The sequence below is a fragment of the Pseudoxanthomonas sp. LjRoot206 genome (assembly GCF_056175725.1).
Window position 1 is genome coordinate 1 of record NZ_JBGFFI010000009.1, and the last position, 16,465, is coordinate 16,465.

At 69.4% G+C, this 16,465-nt stretch carries 13 protein-coding genes; 4 read left to right on the top strand and 9 right to left on the bottom strand.

Going from position 1 to position 16,465, the window contains the following annotated elements; genetic code table 11:
* Positions 1–285: 285 nt before the first annotated feature.
* The 9 genes from AC04MD_RS19750 to flhB form a co-directional block, all read right to left on the bottom strand.
* On the bottom strand, positions 286–2,028 hold the full coding sequence (locus AC04MD_RS19750; protein ID WP_475498914.1) for a chemotaxis protein CheA: 1,743 nt from the start codon (positions 2,026–2,028) through the stop codon (positions 286–288).
* Positions 2,029–2,054: 26 nt separating this feature from the next.
* Complete coding sequence (locus AC04MD_RS19755; protein ID WP_475498915.1) at positions 2,055–2,195, bottom strand: hypothetical protein; 141 nt, start codon at positions 2,193–2,195, stop codon at positions 2,055–2,057.
* A 37-nt stretch (positions 2,196–2,232) separates the two neighbouring features.
* The gene (locus tag AC04MD_RS19760; RefSeq protein ID WP_475498916.1) at positions 2,233–2,850 is read right to left on the bottom strand and encodes a protein phosphatase CheZ; all 618 of its coding nucleotides are present in this window, start codon (positions 2,848–2,850) and stop codon (positions 2,233–2,235) included.
* Complete coding sequence (locus AC04MD_RS19765; protein WP_475498949.1) at positions 2,850–3,230, bottom strand: chemotaxis response regulator CheY; 381 nt, start codon at positions 3,228–3,230, stop codon at positions 2,850–2,852. Before AC04MD_RS19765 ends, AC04MD_RS19760 begins: the two co-directional genes overlap by 1 nt.
* Before the next feature lie 196 nt (positions 3,231–3,426).
* Complete coding sequence (locus AC04MD_RS19770; protein WP_475498917.1) at positions 3,427–4,179, bottom strand: RNA polymerase sigma factor FliA; 753 nt, start codon at positions 4,177–4,179, stop codon at positions 3,427–3,429.
* Positions 4,176–5,054, bottom strand: a complete 879-nt coding sequence (locus AC04MD_RS19775; RefSeq protein WP_475498918.1) for a MinD/ParA family protein — start codon at positions 5,052–5,054, stop codon at positions 4,176–4,178. Before AC04MD_RS19775 ends, AC04MD_RS19770 begins: the two co-directional genes overlap by 4 nt.
* Positions 5,044–6,723: a flagellar biosynthesis protein FlhF gene (gene flhF, locus AC04MD_RS19780; RefSeq protein WP_475498919.1), complete on the bottom strand. Its 1,680-nt coding sequence runs from the start codon at positions 6,721–6,723 to the stop codon at positions 5,044–5,046. The genes AC04MD_RS19775 and flhF overlap by 11 nt, the downstream gene beginning before the upstream one ends.
* Positions 6,724–6,892: 169 nt before the next feature.
* Positions 6,893–8,977, bottom strand: coding sequence for a flagellar biosynthesis protein FlhA (gene flhA / locus AC04MD_RS19785; RefSeq protein WP_475498920.1), 2,085 nt, complete (start codon positions 8,975–8,977; stop codon positions 6,893–6,895).
* A complete protein-coding gene (gene flhB / locus AC04MD_RS19790; RefSeq protein WP_475498921.1) occupies positions 8,974–10,104 on the bottom strand; it encodes a flagellar biosynthesis protein FlhB in 1,131 nt (376 codons plus the stop codon). The genes flhA and flhB overlap by 4 nt, the downstream gene beginning before the upstream one ends.
* 111 nt (positions 10,105–10,215) lie before the next feature.
* On the opposite strand from flhB, the gene AC04MD_RS19795 reads away from it, so the two are divergent.
* The 4 genes from AC04MD_RS19795 to AC04MD_RS19810 all read left to right on the top strand — a co-directional run bounded on the left by AC04MD_RS19795 (position 10,216) and on the right by AC04MD_RS19810 (position 16,394).
* On the top strand, positions 10,216–10,602 hold the full coding sequence (locus tag AC04MD_RS19795) for a hypothetical protein (protein WP_475498922.1): 387 nt from the start codon (positions 10,216–10,218) through the stop codon (positions 10,600–10,602).
* Positions 10,603–10,664: 62 nt separating this feature from the next.
* Positions 10,665–11,954, top strand: a complete 1,290-nt coding sequence (locus AC04MD_RS19800; RefSeq protein ID WP_475498923.1) for a TolC family protein — start codon at positions 10,665–10,667, stop codon at positions 11,952–11,954.
* Entirely contained in the window at positions 11,951–13,207 is a 1,257-nt protein-coding gene (locus AC04MD_RS19805) for an efflux RND transporter periplasmic adaptor subunit (RefSeq protein WP_475498924.1), read from the top strand. Before AC04MD_RS19800 ends, AC04MD_RS19805 begins: the two co-directional genes overlap by 4 nt.
* Before the next feature lie 25 nt (positions 13,208–13,232).
* A complete protein-coding gene (locus AC04MD_RS19810) occupies positions 13,233–16,394 on the top strand; it encodes an efflux RND transporter permease subunit (protein WP_475498950.1) in 3,162 nt (1,053 codons plus the stop codon).
* Positions 16,395–16,465: the final 71 nt, after the last annotated feature.

Genomic DNA, 16,465 nt, shown 5'->3' on the forward strand with positions numbered 1-16,465 from the left:
CGCGCGACGCTCTTGCATTTCAGGGAGAAGCATCGCGCCCGAGGGCGCTCCTACAAAGCTGGCTATGCCGTCGCGCGCGATCCGTCGACATCGAGGATCAACGCCATGCGGCCGTCGCCGATCAACGTGGCGCCGGAATGGCCGGGCAGGCCGCGCRCGGCCCGTGGCAATGAGGGGCGAGCGGGATCACCCACAGCCCACATCATCYGTAGGAGCGCCCTCGGGCGCGAYGCTCTTGCATTTCAGGGAGAAGCATCGCGCCCGAGGGCGCTCCTACAAAGCTGGCTATGCSGTCGCGCGAAGCCCGTCGACATCGAGGATCAGCGCCATGCGGCCGTCGCCGATCAGGGTGGCGCCGGCATAGCCGGGCAGGCCGCGCACCGCGCGCGGCAGGGGCTTGATGACGACTTCCTCGCGACCGCGGACCTGGTCGACGACCAGGCCGAAGCGCTGTTCGCCCATCTGCAGCACCACGATGGTGAGCAGCGGTGCCATCACCGGATCCACGCGCAGCCACTGGCGCAGGTCGACCAGCGGCAGGGTATGGGTCTGGCGATCGAGCACGGCCTGGCCGTCGAACCAGCGCAGGCTTTCGGACGGCGCATGCAGCACCTCCATTACGCGTGCCAGCGGCAGCGCGTAGACCGGATCCCCGGCCTGCACCAGCAGCGTGGGCAGGATGGCCAGCGTCAGCGGCACGCGGATGACGAAGCGGCTGCCGCGGCCGACATCGGAATGGATGGTGATCTGCCCGCTCAGCTCGCGGATGCGCGACTGCACCACGTCCATGCCGACGCCGCGGCCGGAGATGTCGGTGACCTCGGCCTTGGTGGAGAAGCCGGGCAGGAAGATCAGCTGCAGGCATTCGTCGTGGGTCAGGCGGGCTGCGGCTTCGGGATCGATCAGGCCTTTCTCGAGCGCCTTCACGCGCAGCCGTTCCGGGTCGATGCCGGCGCCGTCGTCGCGGATCTCGATGGTGACGAAGTCGCCTTCCTGCTGCGCCGACAGGCGCACGTGGCCCGCCCGCGGCTTGCTGCAGGCCTCGCGCAGCGACGGCACTTCGATGCCGTGGTCGATCGCGTTGCGCACCAGGTGCACCAGCGGATCGGCCAAGGCCTCCACCAGGTTGCGGTCCAGTTCGGTATCGGCGCCGACCAGTTCCAGGTCGACTTCCTTCTGCAGTTGGCGGGCGACGTCGCGGGCGACCTTGGGGAAGCGCGAGAACACTTTGCCGACCGGTTGCATGCGCGTGCGCATGACGGCGGTCTGCAGGCGGGCGGTGGCGATGTCGAGACTGCTGACCGCGCGGTCGAGCTCTTCGTCGCGGATGCGCGTGCGCAGCGTCTTCAGGCGGTTGCGCGACAGCACCAGCTCACCGACGAGGTTGACGATGGCGTCCAGCCGCTTCGTATCCACGCGGATGGTCTGCTCGGCTTCGCCCCCGGCCTTGGCCGCCGGTTTCGGCGTCGCGGGCTTCGCAGGGGAGGGCGCAGGCACGGCGCGCGGCGGCGCGGACGGGGCGACGCTGGTCGGCGCGCCACCGCCATGCAACTGGTCGAGCAAGGCCTCGAATTCGTCGTCGCCGATCAGGTCGCCCGCCGGCGCGGCGGCAACGGATGCTGCGGCGACGGGCTTCTGCACCGGCGCGCTGCCGTGCACGTCGAACTGCTCGATCAGCGTCTGCGGCGCGTGCGGCGGGTCGTCGCCCGCACCGACGGCGTCCAGCATCTGCTGCAGCCAGTCCAGCGACTGCTGGGCGGCGTCGAAGTGCTGCGATTCCAGCGCGGCCTGGCCGGCGCGCACCAGCCCCAGGGTTTCTTCCGCCGCATGGCAGAGGTTGACCATGGCCTGGATGCCGAGGAAGCCGGCGCCGCCCTTCAGCGTGTGGAAGCCGCGGAACACCGCGTTGAGCTGGCCGCTGTCGGACGGATCCTGTTCCAGCGTGACCAGCTGTTCGCCGAGCCGGTCGAGGATCTCCTGCGCTTCGATCAGAAAGTCGGCGGCGATTTCAGGCGTGACGGCGGACATGGGCGGGTCGGTTACCGGGCAGGCGATCAGCGGGAGGAATCGAGCAGGCGCATCGCGTGGGCGTGGCGGCGGCGCAGGAAGCGCCCCACCACGACATCGCAGACCAGCAGCAATCCCACGAACAGCAGGACGACGGGGTGGCGGGAACGGCGGGCAGCAGCGGACATGACGGGTCTCCGGTTCCGCAGCGCGCGTCCCCCGGGGCTACAACCCCAGGCCGGACAGCAGGTCGTCGGCGTCGTCCTGCGAAAACGCATTGCGGTCAAGACCAGCAACGGCCGGGCCGGCGAGTTCTGAACCCTTGTCCTGCTTTTTTTCCGGCGGCGGCAGGCCGAGCGCGCCGAAACCCTCGTGCACGCGGCGCACGATGCCGGCCACGCGACGGATGATCTGGCCCGTCAGGTCCTGGTAGCTCTGCGCCAGCGCCATCTCGGACAGCCCCTTGCCGATGCTGTCGACCAGTGCGGCCTGGTCGGCCGACAGGTCGGTGGCTTTCAGCCGCGTGGCGTAGCCGCGGCACTGTTCGGCCAGGTCCAGCGTCTTGTGGCTGGCCTGTTCGGTCATCTCGACCACATGGTCGAGGCGGGAGCAGGCATCGTCGAGTTCGCCGGCGTCGGTCGGCGGCAGTTCGCCCAGCGTCTGCGCCAGCTCGCGGGCCAGGCGACCCAGGCCCTGCATCATCGGCTGCGTGCGCCAGGCGGCGATGGCGTCCAGTTCGCGGCGCCAGCCGGCTTCGTCGCCCTGTTCCAGGGCATCGAGCGCGGTCTGCAGTTTTTCCACCAGCGCCGCACGGGCGCCGGTGGCGTCGGCGACGGCGTTCATCAGGCGGCCGCTCCCAGGCGTTCGAAGATCTTTCCGAGCTTCTCTTCCAGCGTCTGCGCCGTGAACGGCTTGATGATGTAGCCGTTCACGCCGTTCTGCGCGGCTTCGATGATCTGCTCGCGCTTGGCCTCGGCGGTCACCATCAGCACCGGCAGGGTCTTGAAGCGGTCGTCGGCGCGGATCGACTTGAGCAGTTCGATGCCGGTCATGCCGGGCATGTTCCAGTCGGTGACCACGAAATCGAAGCTGCCCTGGGCCAGCGCGACCAGCGCGGTGTTGCCGTCGTCGGCCTCGGCCGTGTTCGTGTAGCCCAGGTCGTTGAGCAGGTTCTTGATGATGCGGCGCATCGTGGAGAAGTCATCCACGATGAGGATGCGCATGTTCTTGTTGGTCACGGGTGCTCCGGTGTTGCGTGGACGGTGGGACTGGTGGGGATATCGGCCGGGGGCGGGAAAGATTTAGGCGAACGCTAAAGCTGCTCTTGTAGGAGCGCCCTCGGGCGCGATGCTTTTGCTCGCATCGACCGAAACGCATCGCGCCCCAGGGCGCTCCTACAGGGTCATGGGGTTGCCTGGGTCACTCGTCGTCTTCCAGTCCCGCATCGGCCTTCTCGAAGACCTGCAGGCGTCCACGCAGGCGCACCATCGCCTGGCCGTGGATCTGGCAGACGCGGGATTCGCTCACGCCGAGCACCGCGCCGATTTCCTTCAGGTTGAGTTCCTGTTCGTAGTACATCGACAGCACCAGCTGCTCGCGTTCGGGCAGCTGGCCGATGCACTTGACCAGTTGCTGGCGGAACTCGCTGCGCTCCAGGTTCTGCTGCGGCGACGGACCGCCGGTGCGCGTGGTGTTGGGCTCGCCGTGGTCGTCGATGTGCGATTCCAGACTCAACACCTGGCCGCGCGCGGCGTCTTCCATCAGGCGCAGGTATTCGGGCAACGGCATCTCCATCGCGCTCGCCACTTCGGTGGCGATGGCGGCACGGCCGGTGCGCTGCTCGATCTCGCGCACGGTGGCCGCGGCCTGGCGGGCGCGGCGGTGGACCGAGCGCGGTACCCAGTCGCCGCGACGGATCTCGTCGATCATCGAGCCGCGGATGCGGATCGAGGCGTAGGTCTCGAACGAGGCGCCCTGTTCGGCGTCGTAGCTGCGCGAGGCTTCCAGCAGGCCGATCATGCCGGCCTGCACCAGGTCGTCGATCTCCACGCTGGCCGGCAGCCGAGCCGCCAGGTGGTGGGCGATGCGGCGCACCAGGTCGGCGTGCTGGGTGACGAAGTCGTTGGCATTGCCGCGCTGGACGGCGCGGTACTGGGCGGCGGCGGTGTTCATGCGGCCACCCCGCGCTGGATCAGGCGTTCGACGAAGAACTCCACGTTGCCGCGCGCGCCGACCGGCGGCTGCCAACGCGCGGTGGTGCGGGCGATATCGGTGATGGCGCGGGCGGACGGGCTGCCCGGGTAGGCCTTCACCACTGGCTGCTGGCGCTGCACCGCACGGCGCAGCCAGTCGTCCTGCGGTACGGCGCCCAGGTAGTGCAGGGCGACATCGCCGAGGAAACGTTCGCAGACGCGGGCGAGCTTTTCGTACAGCTTGCGGCCCTCGTTGGGGTCGCGGACCATGTTCGCGACGACGTGGACACGGTCCAGGCCGCGTTCGCGCGCCAGTACCTTGATCAGTGCGTAGGCGTCGGTGATCGAGGCCGGTTCGTCGCAGACCACCACCACGGTGTCCTGCGCGGCCTGGCAGAAGGTCAGCACGCTGTCGCTGATGCCGGCGGCCGTATCGACCACCATGAAGTCGAGGGCGCGCTGCAGTTCGGAGAACACGTTGACCAGGCCGACATGCTCGGCCGGCGTCAGTTCGGCCATGTGGCGGAAACCCGACGAGGCCGGTACCACCAGCACGCCTTCGGGACCTTCCAGCAGTACGTCTTCCAGCCCACAACGGCCGGCGATCAGGTCGGCCAGGGTGAACTTGGGCGACAGGCCGAGCAGTACGTCGACGTTGGCCAGGCCGAGGTCGGCGTCCATCAGCAGCGTGCGCTTGCCCATTTCGGCCAGCGACACGGCGAGGTTGACCGACACATTGGTCTTGCCCACGCCGCCCTTGCCGCCGGTGACGGCGACGACACGCACGGGATGGAAGGCGCCGGGCAACGGCGGGGTGCTGCGGGGGTTGGTCTGCAGCGGGTGATCAGGCGACATGGGTGGCCTCGGTCGAGCAGGGTTCATCGGCTTCGCGGCGCAGCTGGTCCAGCCGCAGCACGAGGTGGGCGCTGTTGGCGCGGTGGAGGTCGTCGGGGACGCGCTGGCCGTCGGTCACCCAGGTCATCGGCAACTGGTGGTCGACGACCACGCTCAGTGCGCTGCCCAGGCGGCCGGTCTCGTCCAGCTTGGTGAGCACCACGCCTTGCGGCTGCACGGTGCTGAAGCGGCGGACCACTTCGTCCAGGTCGGAGAAGTGCGAATTGGCCGGCAGGCACAGCAGGGTCTTGACCTGGCCGGAGGCGCGCAGCCAGTTGAGCTGGCCGACCAGGTTGCGGTCGCGCTGGCCGAGGCCGGCGGTGTCGATCAGCACCAGCTTGTAGTCGCGCAGGCGTTCCAGCACCAGCGCCAGGGTCTGCGCGCTGTCGGCCTCGTGCACGGCGATGCCGAGCTGGCGACCGTAGCCGTGCAGCTGTTCGCGGCCGCCGACGCGCACGGTGTCGGTGGTGACCAGCGCCACGTCGCGGGCGTTGTGGCGCTGCGCGAAGCAGGCCGCCAGCTTGGCGATGGTCGTGGTCTTGCCGGCACCGGTGGGACCGACCAGGGCGATGACGCCGCCGGTGTCCAGCAGGTCGGTGTCGAGCACCGGCAGCTTCTTCGACAGCAGGCCCAGCATCAGGCCGCGGCCGCGGTGCAGTTCGGTGTCGGCGGGGATCTGCAGGGCGATGTCGCGGGTGATGCCGGCGTCGAAGCCGTAGTCTTCCATCAGCTCCATCGCCTGCATGCGCACCGGCGAGCCGCGCAGGCGCTCGTCGGTGAGGCGGTGCATCTCGCGCTCGATCATCTCGCGCATGGCGGACAGTTCGCCGCGCATCTGCACCAGTTGTTCGTCGCTTTCGCGGGCCTGCGCGGCATCGTCGGTGACGACGGTCAGCGTCGGCACGGTGACGGCAGCGGGTACCGGCGCGGGGGTGGCCGCGGTGATGCGGCTGGCGTGCAGGGCCGCGACAGGTGCCGGCTCCGGGTCGGGCAGCGACACCGGCGGCGCAATGGACGGCAGCAGCGTGTCCAGGTCCAGGGTGTCGTCGGCCTCGACGCGCGGTGCGACCGGACGGCGCGGCGGCGCGATGGGCTCGATCGCGGCGACCGGTTCGTTGGCGGGCGCGGCGGGGAGGCAGGCAGCCAGCTTGGCGGCGAAGGATTCGGGTTCGATCAGCAGCGGCGCGAGGTCGCGCACGACCGGCGCCGGAGTCTCGGCGGCCGGTGCGCGCGGCGCCACGATCGGTGCGATCGCGGCGACCGGAGCAGGCGCGGGGGCGACAGGCTTCGTCGTCTCGGCACGCGGTGCGGCCGGAGCGGCGGGCGCGGCCGACTGGCGACGGGAGAAGTAGCTGGCGGCGGCTTCGGCGGGCGACAGGGTCGGCGCGTTCGCGGCCGGTCCCTGCGGCGCAGGGTCGAGCAGCGGATGCAACGGAGCGGCGGGCGTGGCCGGGCGCATCGCGTCCAGGGTGTGCTTCACCAGCGCTTCGTCGTAATTGCTGGCGGCGACGATTTCCACGCCGTCCTCGGTGACGCGGTTGGACAGGATCACCGCGTCCGGACCGTGTTCCTGCCGCACCATCGCGAAGGCGGTGCGCATGTCGGGAGCAACGAAGCGTTTGATTTTCATGTCAGGAGCCGGGATTCGGGATTGGGGATTCGGCATTCGCAGGAGCAGGAGCAGAGCATCGTTTTCGGCGATGCAGATGGATTCGAGTTGTCGTTTTCATTCGATCGCTCTCCGATAACAGGGAGCCGCTTGTGGCGAATCCCGAATCCCCATTCCCCAATCCCGGCTTTCAACTGATCGTGCCGACCAGCTTCAACCGCTTGTCCTCGGGAACCTCGCTGTAGGCCAGCACCGACAGCGAGGGGACGCTGTGGCGGACCAGGCGGGCGAGGGCGGCGCGGACCGTTCCCGGTACCAGCACCACCGCAGGCTCGCTGCGGGATTCCTGCTTGGTCACCACGTCGGCGAGGCTCTGGTGCAGGCGTTCCGCCAGTCCCGGTTCCAGCGCCGCGCCGGTTCCCTGGGTGCTGTCCTGCAAGACGCGTTCCAGATTCGGCGCCAAGGTATAGACGGGCAGTTCCGGCGCCATCCCGGAGATCTCCTGCACGATGAAACGGCCCAGCGAGGTGCGCACGGCGGCGGTGAGCGCGGCCGGATCGGTGTTCTGCGGGGCGAACTCGACCAGCGACTCGGCGATGCGGCGCAGTTGGCGGATCGGCACGCGCTCGATCAGCAGGTTCTGCAGCACGCGCACCACGGTGGCCAGCGGCAGCGCCTTCGGGGTGAGGTCCTCGACCAGCTTCGGCGCGCTGCGGCCCAGCTGCGCCAGCAGCTGCTGCACTTCCTCGTGGCCCAGCAGTTCCGGCGCGTGTTCGCGCACCAGGTGCGAGAGGTGGGTGGCCATCACCGTGGCCGGATCGACCACGGTATAGCCCAGCGATTCGGCGGTGGCCTTCTGGTGCGACTGGATCCACACCGCGTCCAGGCCGAACGCCGGATCCTTGCCGGGAATGCCGTCGATGGTGCCGAAGGCGCCGCCCGGGTCGAGCGCGAGTTCGCGGTCGGGGTGGATCTCCGCCGACGCGACCGGCACGCCGTGCACCAGCAGGCGGTAGCCGTTGGACGGCAGCTCCAGGTTGTCGCGGATATGCACCGGCGGCACCAGGAAGCCGAGGTCCTGGGTCAGCTTGCGGCGCACCGCCTTGATGCGCGACATCAGTTCGCCGCCCTGATTCTTGTCGACCAGCGGGATCAGCCGGTAACCGACCTCCAGGCCCAGCGGATCGACCGGGCGCAGCTCGTCCCAGGTCAGTTCGGCATTGCGGTCGGGCGCCGCGCCCGGGCCGGTCAGTGCAGGCACGTCGCCGGCGGCGGCCTCGGGCCCCTCCTGGGTCCGCTTCCACATCTTCCAGGCCAGGTAGCCGATGCCGGCGGCCAGCGTCAAAAAGGCGACGTTGGGCATGCCGGGCACCAGCCCGACCAGGCCCAGCACGCCGGCGGCCACCGCCAGCGCCTTGTGCTGGCCGAAGGCCTGGCCCATGACGGCCTGGCCCATGTCTTCCGAGCGCGAGGCGCGGGTGACCAGCATGGCCACCGCCGACGACACCAGCAGGGCGGGCAGCTGGGCGACCAGGCCGTCGCCGATCGACAGGAGCGTATAGGTCGAGGCCGCCTCGGCCGCCGGCATGCCGTGCTGGAACATGCCCACGGCGAATCCGCCGATGAGGTTGATGAACAGGATCAGGATCCCGGCGATGGCGTCGCCGCGGATGAACTTGTTGGCACCGTCCATCGAGCCGTAGAAGTCGGCTTCCGCGCGGACTTCCTCGCGGCGCGCCTTGGCTTCCTCGCGGGTCAGCACGCCGGCGTTGAGGTCGGCGTCGATGGCCATCTGCTTGCCGGGCATCGCGTCCAGGATGAAGCGGGCCGACACTTCGGCGATGCGGCCCGCGCCCTTGGTGATGACCACGAAGTTGATGATGGTCAGGATGGCGAACACCACGATGCCGACGGCGTAATTGCCGCCCACCACGAATTCGCCGAACGCGGCGATGACCTTGCCGGCAGCGTCATGGCCGTCCTGGCCGTTGAGCAGGATCACGCGGGTGGACGCCACGTTCAGCGCCAGCCGCAGCATGGTGGTCATCAGCAGGATGATCGGGAAGATCGTGAAGTCCAGCGGGCGCTTCACGTAGATCACCGCCAGCAGCACCACCAGCGAAATGGCGATGTTGAAGCTGAAGAGCGCGTCCAGCACCGGCGGTGCCAGCGGCACCACGATCATGGCCAGCAGCGCCAGTACCACCAGCGGCGCGCCCAGGCCGTTCTTCAGCATGTCCATCCAGCGCAGGCCGCCGGCCGGTTGCGCACTCATGCCTTGCCTCCGTGCTCATCCACGTCGAGGGACGGCAGGTCGGGCAGGGGGGCCTCGCCCACGCGCCAGGCACGCAGCTGGTACACGTAGGACAGGATCTGGGCGACGGCGGCGTACAGTCTCACGGGTATCTCCCGGCCAAGCTGACCTTCGCGATACAAGGCGCGTGCCAAAGGCGGCGCGGAGACGATGGCGATGCGATGGGCGTCGGCGACCTCGCGGATGCGCAGGGCCAGCTCGTCCACGCCCTTGGCGACCACGGTGGGGGCGCCCATCTGGCCGGCCTGGTACTTCAGCGCCACGGCGTAGTGGGTCGGGTTGACCACGATCACGTCGGCCTTCGGCACGTCTTCCATCATCCGGCGCTGCGACATCTGGTGCTGCATCTGGCGGATGCGGCCCTTCACCTCCGGGCTGCCCTCGCTCTCCTTCATCTCCTTGCGCAGCTCTTCGCGGGTCATCTTCAGCTTCCGCAGCCAGTTCCACTTCTGGTACGGGGCATCGATGGCGGCGAGCAGGATCAGCCCTCCGGTGGTCGCCAGCAGCAGGGTGCTGGTGAACTTCAGGCCGCTGCGCACCGCCTGCTCCAGCGGCATGGTCAGCAGCTCGCGCAACGGATTCAGGCCCAGCTTCAGGCAGATCACCGCCGCGCCGCCGATCAGGGCCACGCGCAGCAGGGATTTGAGCAGTTCGGCCACGCTCTCGGCGCCGTACAGGCGCTTGAGGCCGGAGGCGGGGTTCAGGCGCTTGAAATCGGGCATCAGCGACTTCTGCGAAAACCGAAGGCCGCTCATCGCCACCGGCGCGGCCAGGCCGGCCAGCACGCAGATGCCGGCTACTGGCGCGATCGCGACCAGCAGCTTCAGCATCATCAGCCCGACATAGCCGAACAGCTGGTCCGGCTGGCGCATCAGCATGGGATCGGGGGTCAGCGCGATCTTCATCCAGCCCAGCGCGTTGCGCGCCAGGCCGGGGCCCATGCCGATGATCGCCAGCACGCCCGCACCGAACACCGCCGCCGTCGCCAGCTCGCGCGAACGCGGGATGTTGCCCTGCTCACGGGCTTCGCGAAGTCGTTTCTCGGTGGGTAATTCGGTGCGTTCGCCGCTTTCGTCCTGCTCAGACATGGCGTGTTTCCGACGGGGTCGCGGCGGTCTCTGCAAGACCCGTTCCATTCCGACGCGGAATCCCGGCGTGAAATTGCCTAACGTCACGGGGGGCGACTACGATGCCTGCCGATGCTCCGCTTCCTCCGCCAACGCCGCTTCGCCCTGCTGCGCCTGCCCGCGCTGGCGGTGCTGTTGCTGGCGGTACTTGCCAATCCCGTGCTGGCGTCGCTCGGCGACCTGCACGAACTTGGCAGCGGCAACGAGCACCTGCACGCCGTCAACGAACATGCCGGCGCGGCCGGCGGCCACGCGCATGCCGATGGCGATGACGGCGAACGCGACCTGCTGCATGCGCTGATGCATGCCAGCCATTGCTGCGGCCACCTGACGGCCATCATGCCGGCACCGATGCGCGTGCCGGCCATGGTCCTGCCCGTCGCGGTCCCCGTCATGGCGACGGTGCCGGTGGCGCACGCGCCGCGCGCCTCGCTGCTGCGTCCTCCGATCTCCGCGTGATGCCGCGGCCGGCCTGACCTCGCGTCGCGCCGGCGTTCCATCACCGATTCCGGAGACTTCCCATGTGGTTGCGACTGGCGGCATTGGCCGCCTTCGCGATCGCGCCGTGCGTGCACGCACAGGCGCCATCGCTTGCTGTTCCCTCTGAGACCCTGACACTGGACGATGCCATCGCGCGGGTCGCCCGTGTCCATCCCGACCTGCGCCTGTTCGGTGCGCGTACCGAAACCCTGCTCGCCGAGCGCGAGGCCGCATTGCTGCGGCCAGCGCTGCGGGCCGGCCTGGACGTGGAAAACGTCCTCGGCAGCGGTGCCGCGAGCGGCGTCCGCCAGGCCGAAGCCACGCTGACGCTCGCCGGCGTGCTCGAGCGCGGCGGCAAGCTCGATGCACGCCGCGCGCTGGCGCAGTCGCGCATCGACGCACTCGCGATGCAGCGCGAAACCCAGCGCCTGGACCTGCTCGCCGATGTCGCGCGCCGCTACCTCGCCGTCGCCGGCGCACGGGCACAGCAGCGCATCGCCGAGCAGGACATCGCGCAGCGGCGGCGTACCGTCGCCGGCGCGCGGCAGCGTCTGCAGGCCGGCGCATCGCCGGAATCGGTCGTGCTGACCGCGCAGGCGGCGCTGGCGCGCGCCGAACTGGCCCTGATGCGTGCCGACCAGCAGCAGGCCGCCGCGCGCCAGCACCTGGCGGCGCTGTGGGGCGAGCGGGCACCGCGCTTCGAGGTCGCCGCCGGCGATCCGCTGGCGTTGCCCGTGGTCACCGACGTGGCCGACCTGGCAGCCCTGCTGGAAGGCACGCCGGAACTGGCCCAGTTCGCCGACGAGCGCCGCATCCGTGAAGCACGGGTCCGGTTGGCACGGACCGCTTCCACTCCCGATCTCGACTGGCAGGTGGGTGTCCGCCGGATACAGGACAGCGGCGATAGCGCGCTGGTCGGTGGCGTATCGCTGGCCTTGGGCGGCGCCCGCCGCGCCGCACCCGAGATCCGCGCCGCCGAAGCGGACCTCGCGGCGCTGGAGATCGAGCGCGAATCGCGCGACATCGCGCTCTATTCCACGCTGACCGACGCGCATGGCCGCTACCGCGTGGCGCAGATCGACGTGCAGCGCACGCGCGACGACGTGCTCCCGCGCCTGCTGCACGCGGAACAGGCGGCCGAACGCGCTTATCGAGGTGGCGCCATCAGCTACCTGGAATGGGCGCAGCTGCAGTCCGAGACCACGGCGACGCGTCGCCAGCAACTGGACGCCGCACTCGATGCGCAGGCGGCCCTGATCGAAATCCAGCGGCTTACCGGGCAGGCGTTCGTCGCCGCTCCCGCCGCCCCAGAAGAAGGAACGATCCCATGACATTACGTCTCCTGATGAGCGCATTGGTGCTTTCGCTGATGCTGGCCGCCTGCGGCGGCAAGGATGACCACGCCGAAGACGGTCATGGCCACGACGGTGAGGAGCACGGGGCGGAAGAAGCCGCGCGCGGCAAGCATGGTGGCCGCCTGCTGGTGCAGGACGGCTATCGCGTCGAACTGGCCATCGCCGAGTCCGGTACGCCGCCCACCTACCAGGCCTGGCTGTACCGCGACGGCAAACCGCTGCCGGCGACCGCGGGCAGCGTGGAGGTCCGGCTTGTCCGCCTCGGCAACGTGCGCGAGAACCATGTATTGCTGCCGCAGGCCGATGGCAGCCTGCTGGCGAAGAGCGTGGTCGGCGAACCGCATTCCTTCGATGTCGAGGTGCTGGCCAAGGTCGAAGGCAATTCGCTGCGCTGGACCTACGACAGCTACGAAGGCCGCACCACCATCGGTGCGAAGATCGCCGGCGACTCCGGCATCCGCGTCGCGCCGGTGCAGGCCGGCACGATCGCCGACGAGCACGAGGTGCAGGGCCTGCTGACGCCGGTCGAAGGACGCGTGGCCAATGTGGCCGCGCGCTTCCCGGGCCCGATCCGCCGCCTTGCCGTCAACGTCGGCGACCGTGTACAGGCCGGCCAGACGCTGGCGACGGTCGAAAGCAACCTCAGCCTGACCACGTATGCCGTCACGTCGCCGATCAGCGGCGTGGTGCTGGCGCGCAACGCCAGTGTCGGCAGCGTGGCGGGCGAGGGCGCCACCCTGTTCGAAGTCGCGGACCTGTCCTCGCTATGGGTGGACCTGCACATCTTCGGCTCGGACGCACAGCACATCGTGCCTGGCGTGCCGGTGACGGTGACACGGCTGAGCGATGGCGTCACCGCGCAGACCACGTTGGAGCGCGTGCTGCCCGGCACCGCCACCGCCAGCCAGAGCACGGTGGCGCGGGCGACGCTGGAGAACGCTGACGGCCTGTGGCGTCCCGGCTCCGCGGTGAAGGCGCGCATCACCGTCGAGCAGCAGCCGGCGGCGATGGTCGTGCCGCTCGCCTCGTTGCAGACGTTCCGCGATTGGGACGTGGTGTTCGTGCGCGTCGGTGATACCTACGAGATCCGCCCGGTCGAACTGGGCAAGCGCGATGCGCAGCAGGTCGAAGTCCTGTCCGGGCTCAAGGCCGGCGACCACGTCGTGGTGGAACAGAGCTACCTGGTGAAAGCCGACATCGAGAAATCGGGGGCTTCGCATGACCATTGAGTACGACGCCCGGGAACCCCGCGGAGTGCTGGAGCGCATCCTGCGCTTCGCCCTCGCGCACCGCTGGCTGATGCTGGCGTTGACGCTGGCGCTGGTCGCGGTGGGCGTGTGGAGCTTCGGCAAGTTGCCGATCGACGTCACCCCCGACATCACCAACGTGCAGGTGCAGGTCAACACCGAAGCACCCGGCTACTCGCCGCTGGAAGCGGAACAGCGCGTGACCTTTACCCTGGAAACCGCGCTCGCCGGCCTGCCGGGCCTGGACTACACCCGCTCGATCTCGCGCTACGGCCTGTCGCAGGTCACGGTGGTGTTCAAGGACGGCACCGACGTCTACTTCGCCCGCCAGCAGGTGGGCGAGCGCATCCAGCAGGTGAAGTCGCAGCTGCCCGCAGGCCTGGAACCGGAAATGGGTCCCATCGCCACCGGCATGGGCGAGATCTTCATGTACACGGTGGAGGCGGACGCGAAGGCGCGCAAGGACGACGGCACGCCATACACCGCCACCGACCTGCGCACGCTGCAGGACTGGGTGGTACGGCCGCAGCTGCGCAACGTGCCGGGCGTGACCGAGGTCAACACCATCGGCGGGTTCGCGCGGCAGATCCACATCACCCCGGATCCCGCGCGCTTGGTCGCACTCGGCTTCACCCTGCACGACGTGGTGCAGGCGGTGGCGCGCAACAACCAGAACGTCGGGGCCGGCTACATCGAGCGCAATGGCCAGCAGTTCCTGGTGCGTGCGCCGGGGCAGGTCGCCGACCTCGACGGCATCCGCGACATCGTGCTGGACCGCCGCGATGGCGTGCCGATCCGCGTGCGCGATGTGGCGCAGGTCGGCGAGGGACCGGAACTGCGCACCGGCGCGGCGACGCTGGACGGCAAGGAGGTCGTGCTGGGCACCACCTTCATGCTGATCGGCGCCAACAGCCGCGAGGTCTCGCAGGCGGTCGCCGCAAGGCTCGCCGAAGCCAACCGCAGCCTGCCTGCGGGCGTGCGTGCGGAGCCGACCTACGACCGCACCTCGCTGGTCGACCGCACCATCCGCACCGTGGCCAAGAACCTGGTGGAAGGCGCGATCCTGGTCGTCGTCGTGCTGTTCCTGCTGCTGGGCAACGTGCGCGCGGCGTTGATCACCGCGGCGGTGATCCCGCTGTCGATGCTGTTCACCCTCACCGGCATGGTGCGCGGCGGTGTGTCCGGCAACCTGATGAGCCTGGGCGCGCTCGACTTCGGCCTGATCGTCGATGGCGCGGTCATCATCATCGAGAACTGCCTGCGCCGCTTCGGCGAACTGCAGCACCGGCTCGGCCGCCTGCTGACGGACGAGGAACGCCTGGACGCGACGGCGTCCGCGACGGCCGAGGTCATCCGGCCCAGCCTGTTCGGCCTCGGCATCATCACCGCCGTGTACTTGCCGATCTTCGCGCTCACCGGCGTGGAGGGAAAGATGTTCCATCCCATGGCGATCACCGTGGTGCTGGCGCTCAGCGGCGCGATGCTGCTGTCGCTGACCTTCGTGCCGGCCGCCATCGCGCTGTTCCTGCGCGGTCGCGTGCAGGAGAAGGAAACGCGGGTGATGGGCTGGGCGCGCCGCGCCTATGCGCCGGTGCTGGCGTGGGCGCTGCGCGCACGACTCGTCGTGGCGGGTGGTGCGTTCGCGCTGGTCGTGCTGTGCGGTCTGCTGGCCACGCGGCTGGGCACGGAGTTCGTCCCCAGCCTGGACGAAGGCGATATCGCCATGCACGCCATGCGCATTCCCGGCACCAGCCTGGACCAGGCCGTGCGCATGCAGTCCACGCTGGAGGCGCGGATCACGCAGTTCCCGGAGGTGCATCGCGTGTTCGGCAAGCTGGGCACAGCAGAAGTGGCGACCGATCCGATGCCGCCGTCGGTGGCGGACACCTTCGTCATGCTCAAGCCGCGCAGCGAGTGGCCGGACCCGCGCAAGCCGAAGGCGACGCTGGTGGCCGAGATCGAGAAGGCGGTCGCCGAGATCCCCGGCAACAACTACGAGTTCACCCAGCCCATCCAGATGCGCATGAACGAGCTGATCTCCGGCGTGCGCGCGGACGTCGCGATCAAGCTCTATGGCGACGATCTCGACACACTGGTGGAGGTGGGCGAGCGCATCGAAGCGGTCGCCAAGTCCGTCGACGGGGCAGCGGACGTGCGCATGGAGCAGGCCACGGGCCTGCCACTGCTCACCATCACGCCGGATCGCCAGGCGCTGATCCGTTACGGCCTGAATCCGGGCGATGTGCAGGACACCGTGGCGACGGCGGTCGGTGGCGAGGTGGCCGGGCAGCTGTTCGAAGGCGACCGGCGTTTCGACATCGTCGTGCGCCTGCCCGAGGCGATGCGGCAGGATCCCGCAGCACTGCACGATCTGCCCATTCCACTGGGCGGTGCCGGCAACGAGGACGAGTCCACGCGTTCGGCCAGCTGGAACTCGGGAACGCCGGGCACGGTGCCGTTGCGCGAGGTGGCGAAGATCGAGACCACGCTGGGGCCGAACCAGGTCAACCGCGAGAACGGCAAGCGCCGCGTGGTGGTGACAGCCAACGTGCGCGGCCGCGACCTGGGCGGCTTCGTCGACGATCTGCGCACACGCGTCGGCGCCGAGGTGACGCTGCCCGCCGGCTACTGGATCGACTACGGCGGCACGTTCGAGCAGCTGATCTCCGCCAGCCAGCGGCTGGCGGTGGTGGTGCCGGCGACGCTGGTGGTGATCTTCGCACTGCTGTTCTGGGCGTTCGGATCGGCGAAGGACGCAACCATCGTCTTCACCGGCGTACCGCTGGCGCTGACCGGGGGCGTGGTCGCGCTGGCGCTGCGCGGCATTCCGTTGTCGATTTCCGCAGGCGTGGGCTTCATCGCGCTGTCGGGCGTGGCCGTGCTCAACGGGCTGGTGATGATCACCTTCATCCGCAAGCTGCGCGAGCAGGGCATGCCGCTGGACCGGGCGGTGGTCGACGGCGCGCTCGGCCGGCTGCGGCCGGTACTGATGACGGCGCTCGTGGCCTCGCTGGGCTTCCTGCCGATGGCGTTCAACGTCGGTGCCGGCTCGGAGGTGCAGCGGCCGCTGGCAACGGTGGTGATCGGGGGCATCGTGTCGTCGACGTTGCTGACGCTGGTGGTACTGCCCGTGCTGTACCGATGGTGGTGGGCCCGAAGCACGGAGTAAGGCGCGCCACGACCGCCGGCCGGGCCAGCGGGTCTGGCCGGCATCGTCATTCCAGCGAATGCTGGAATCCA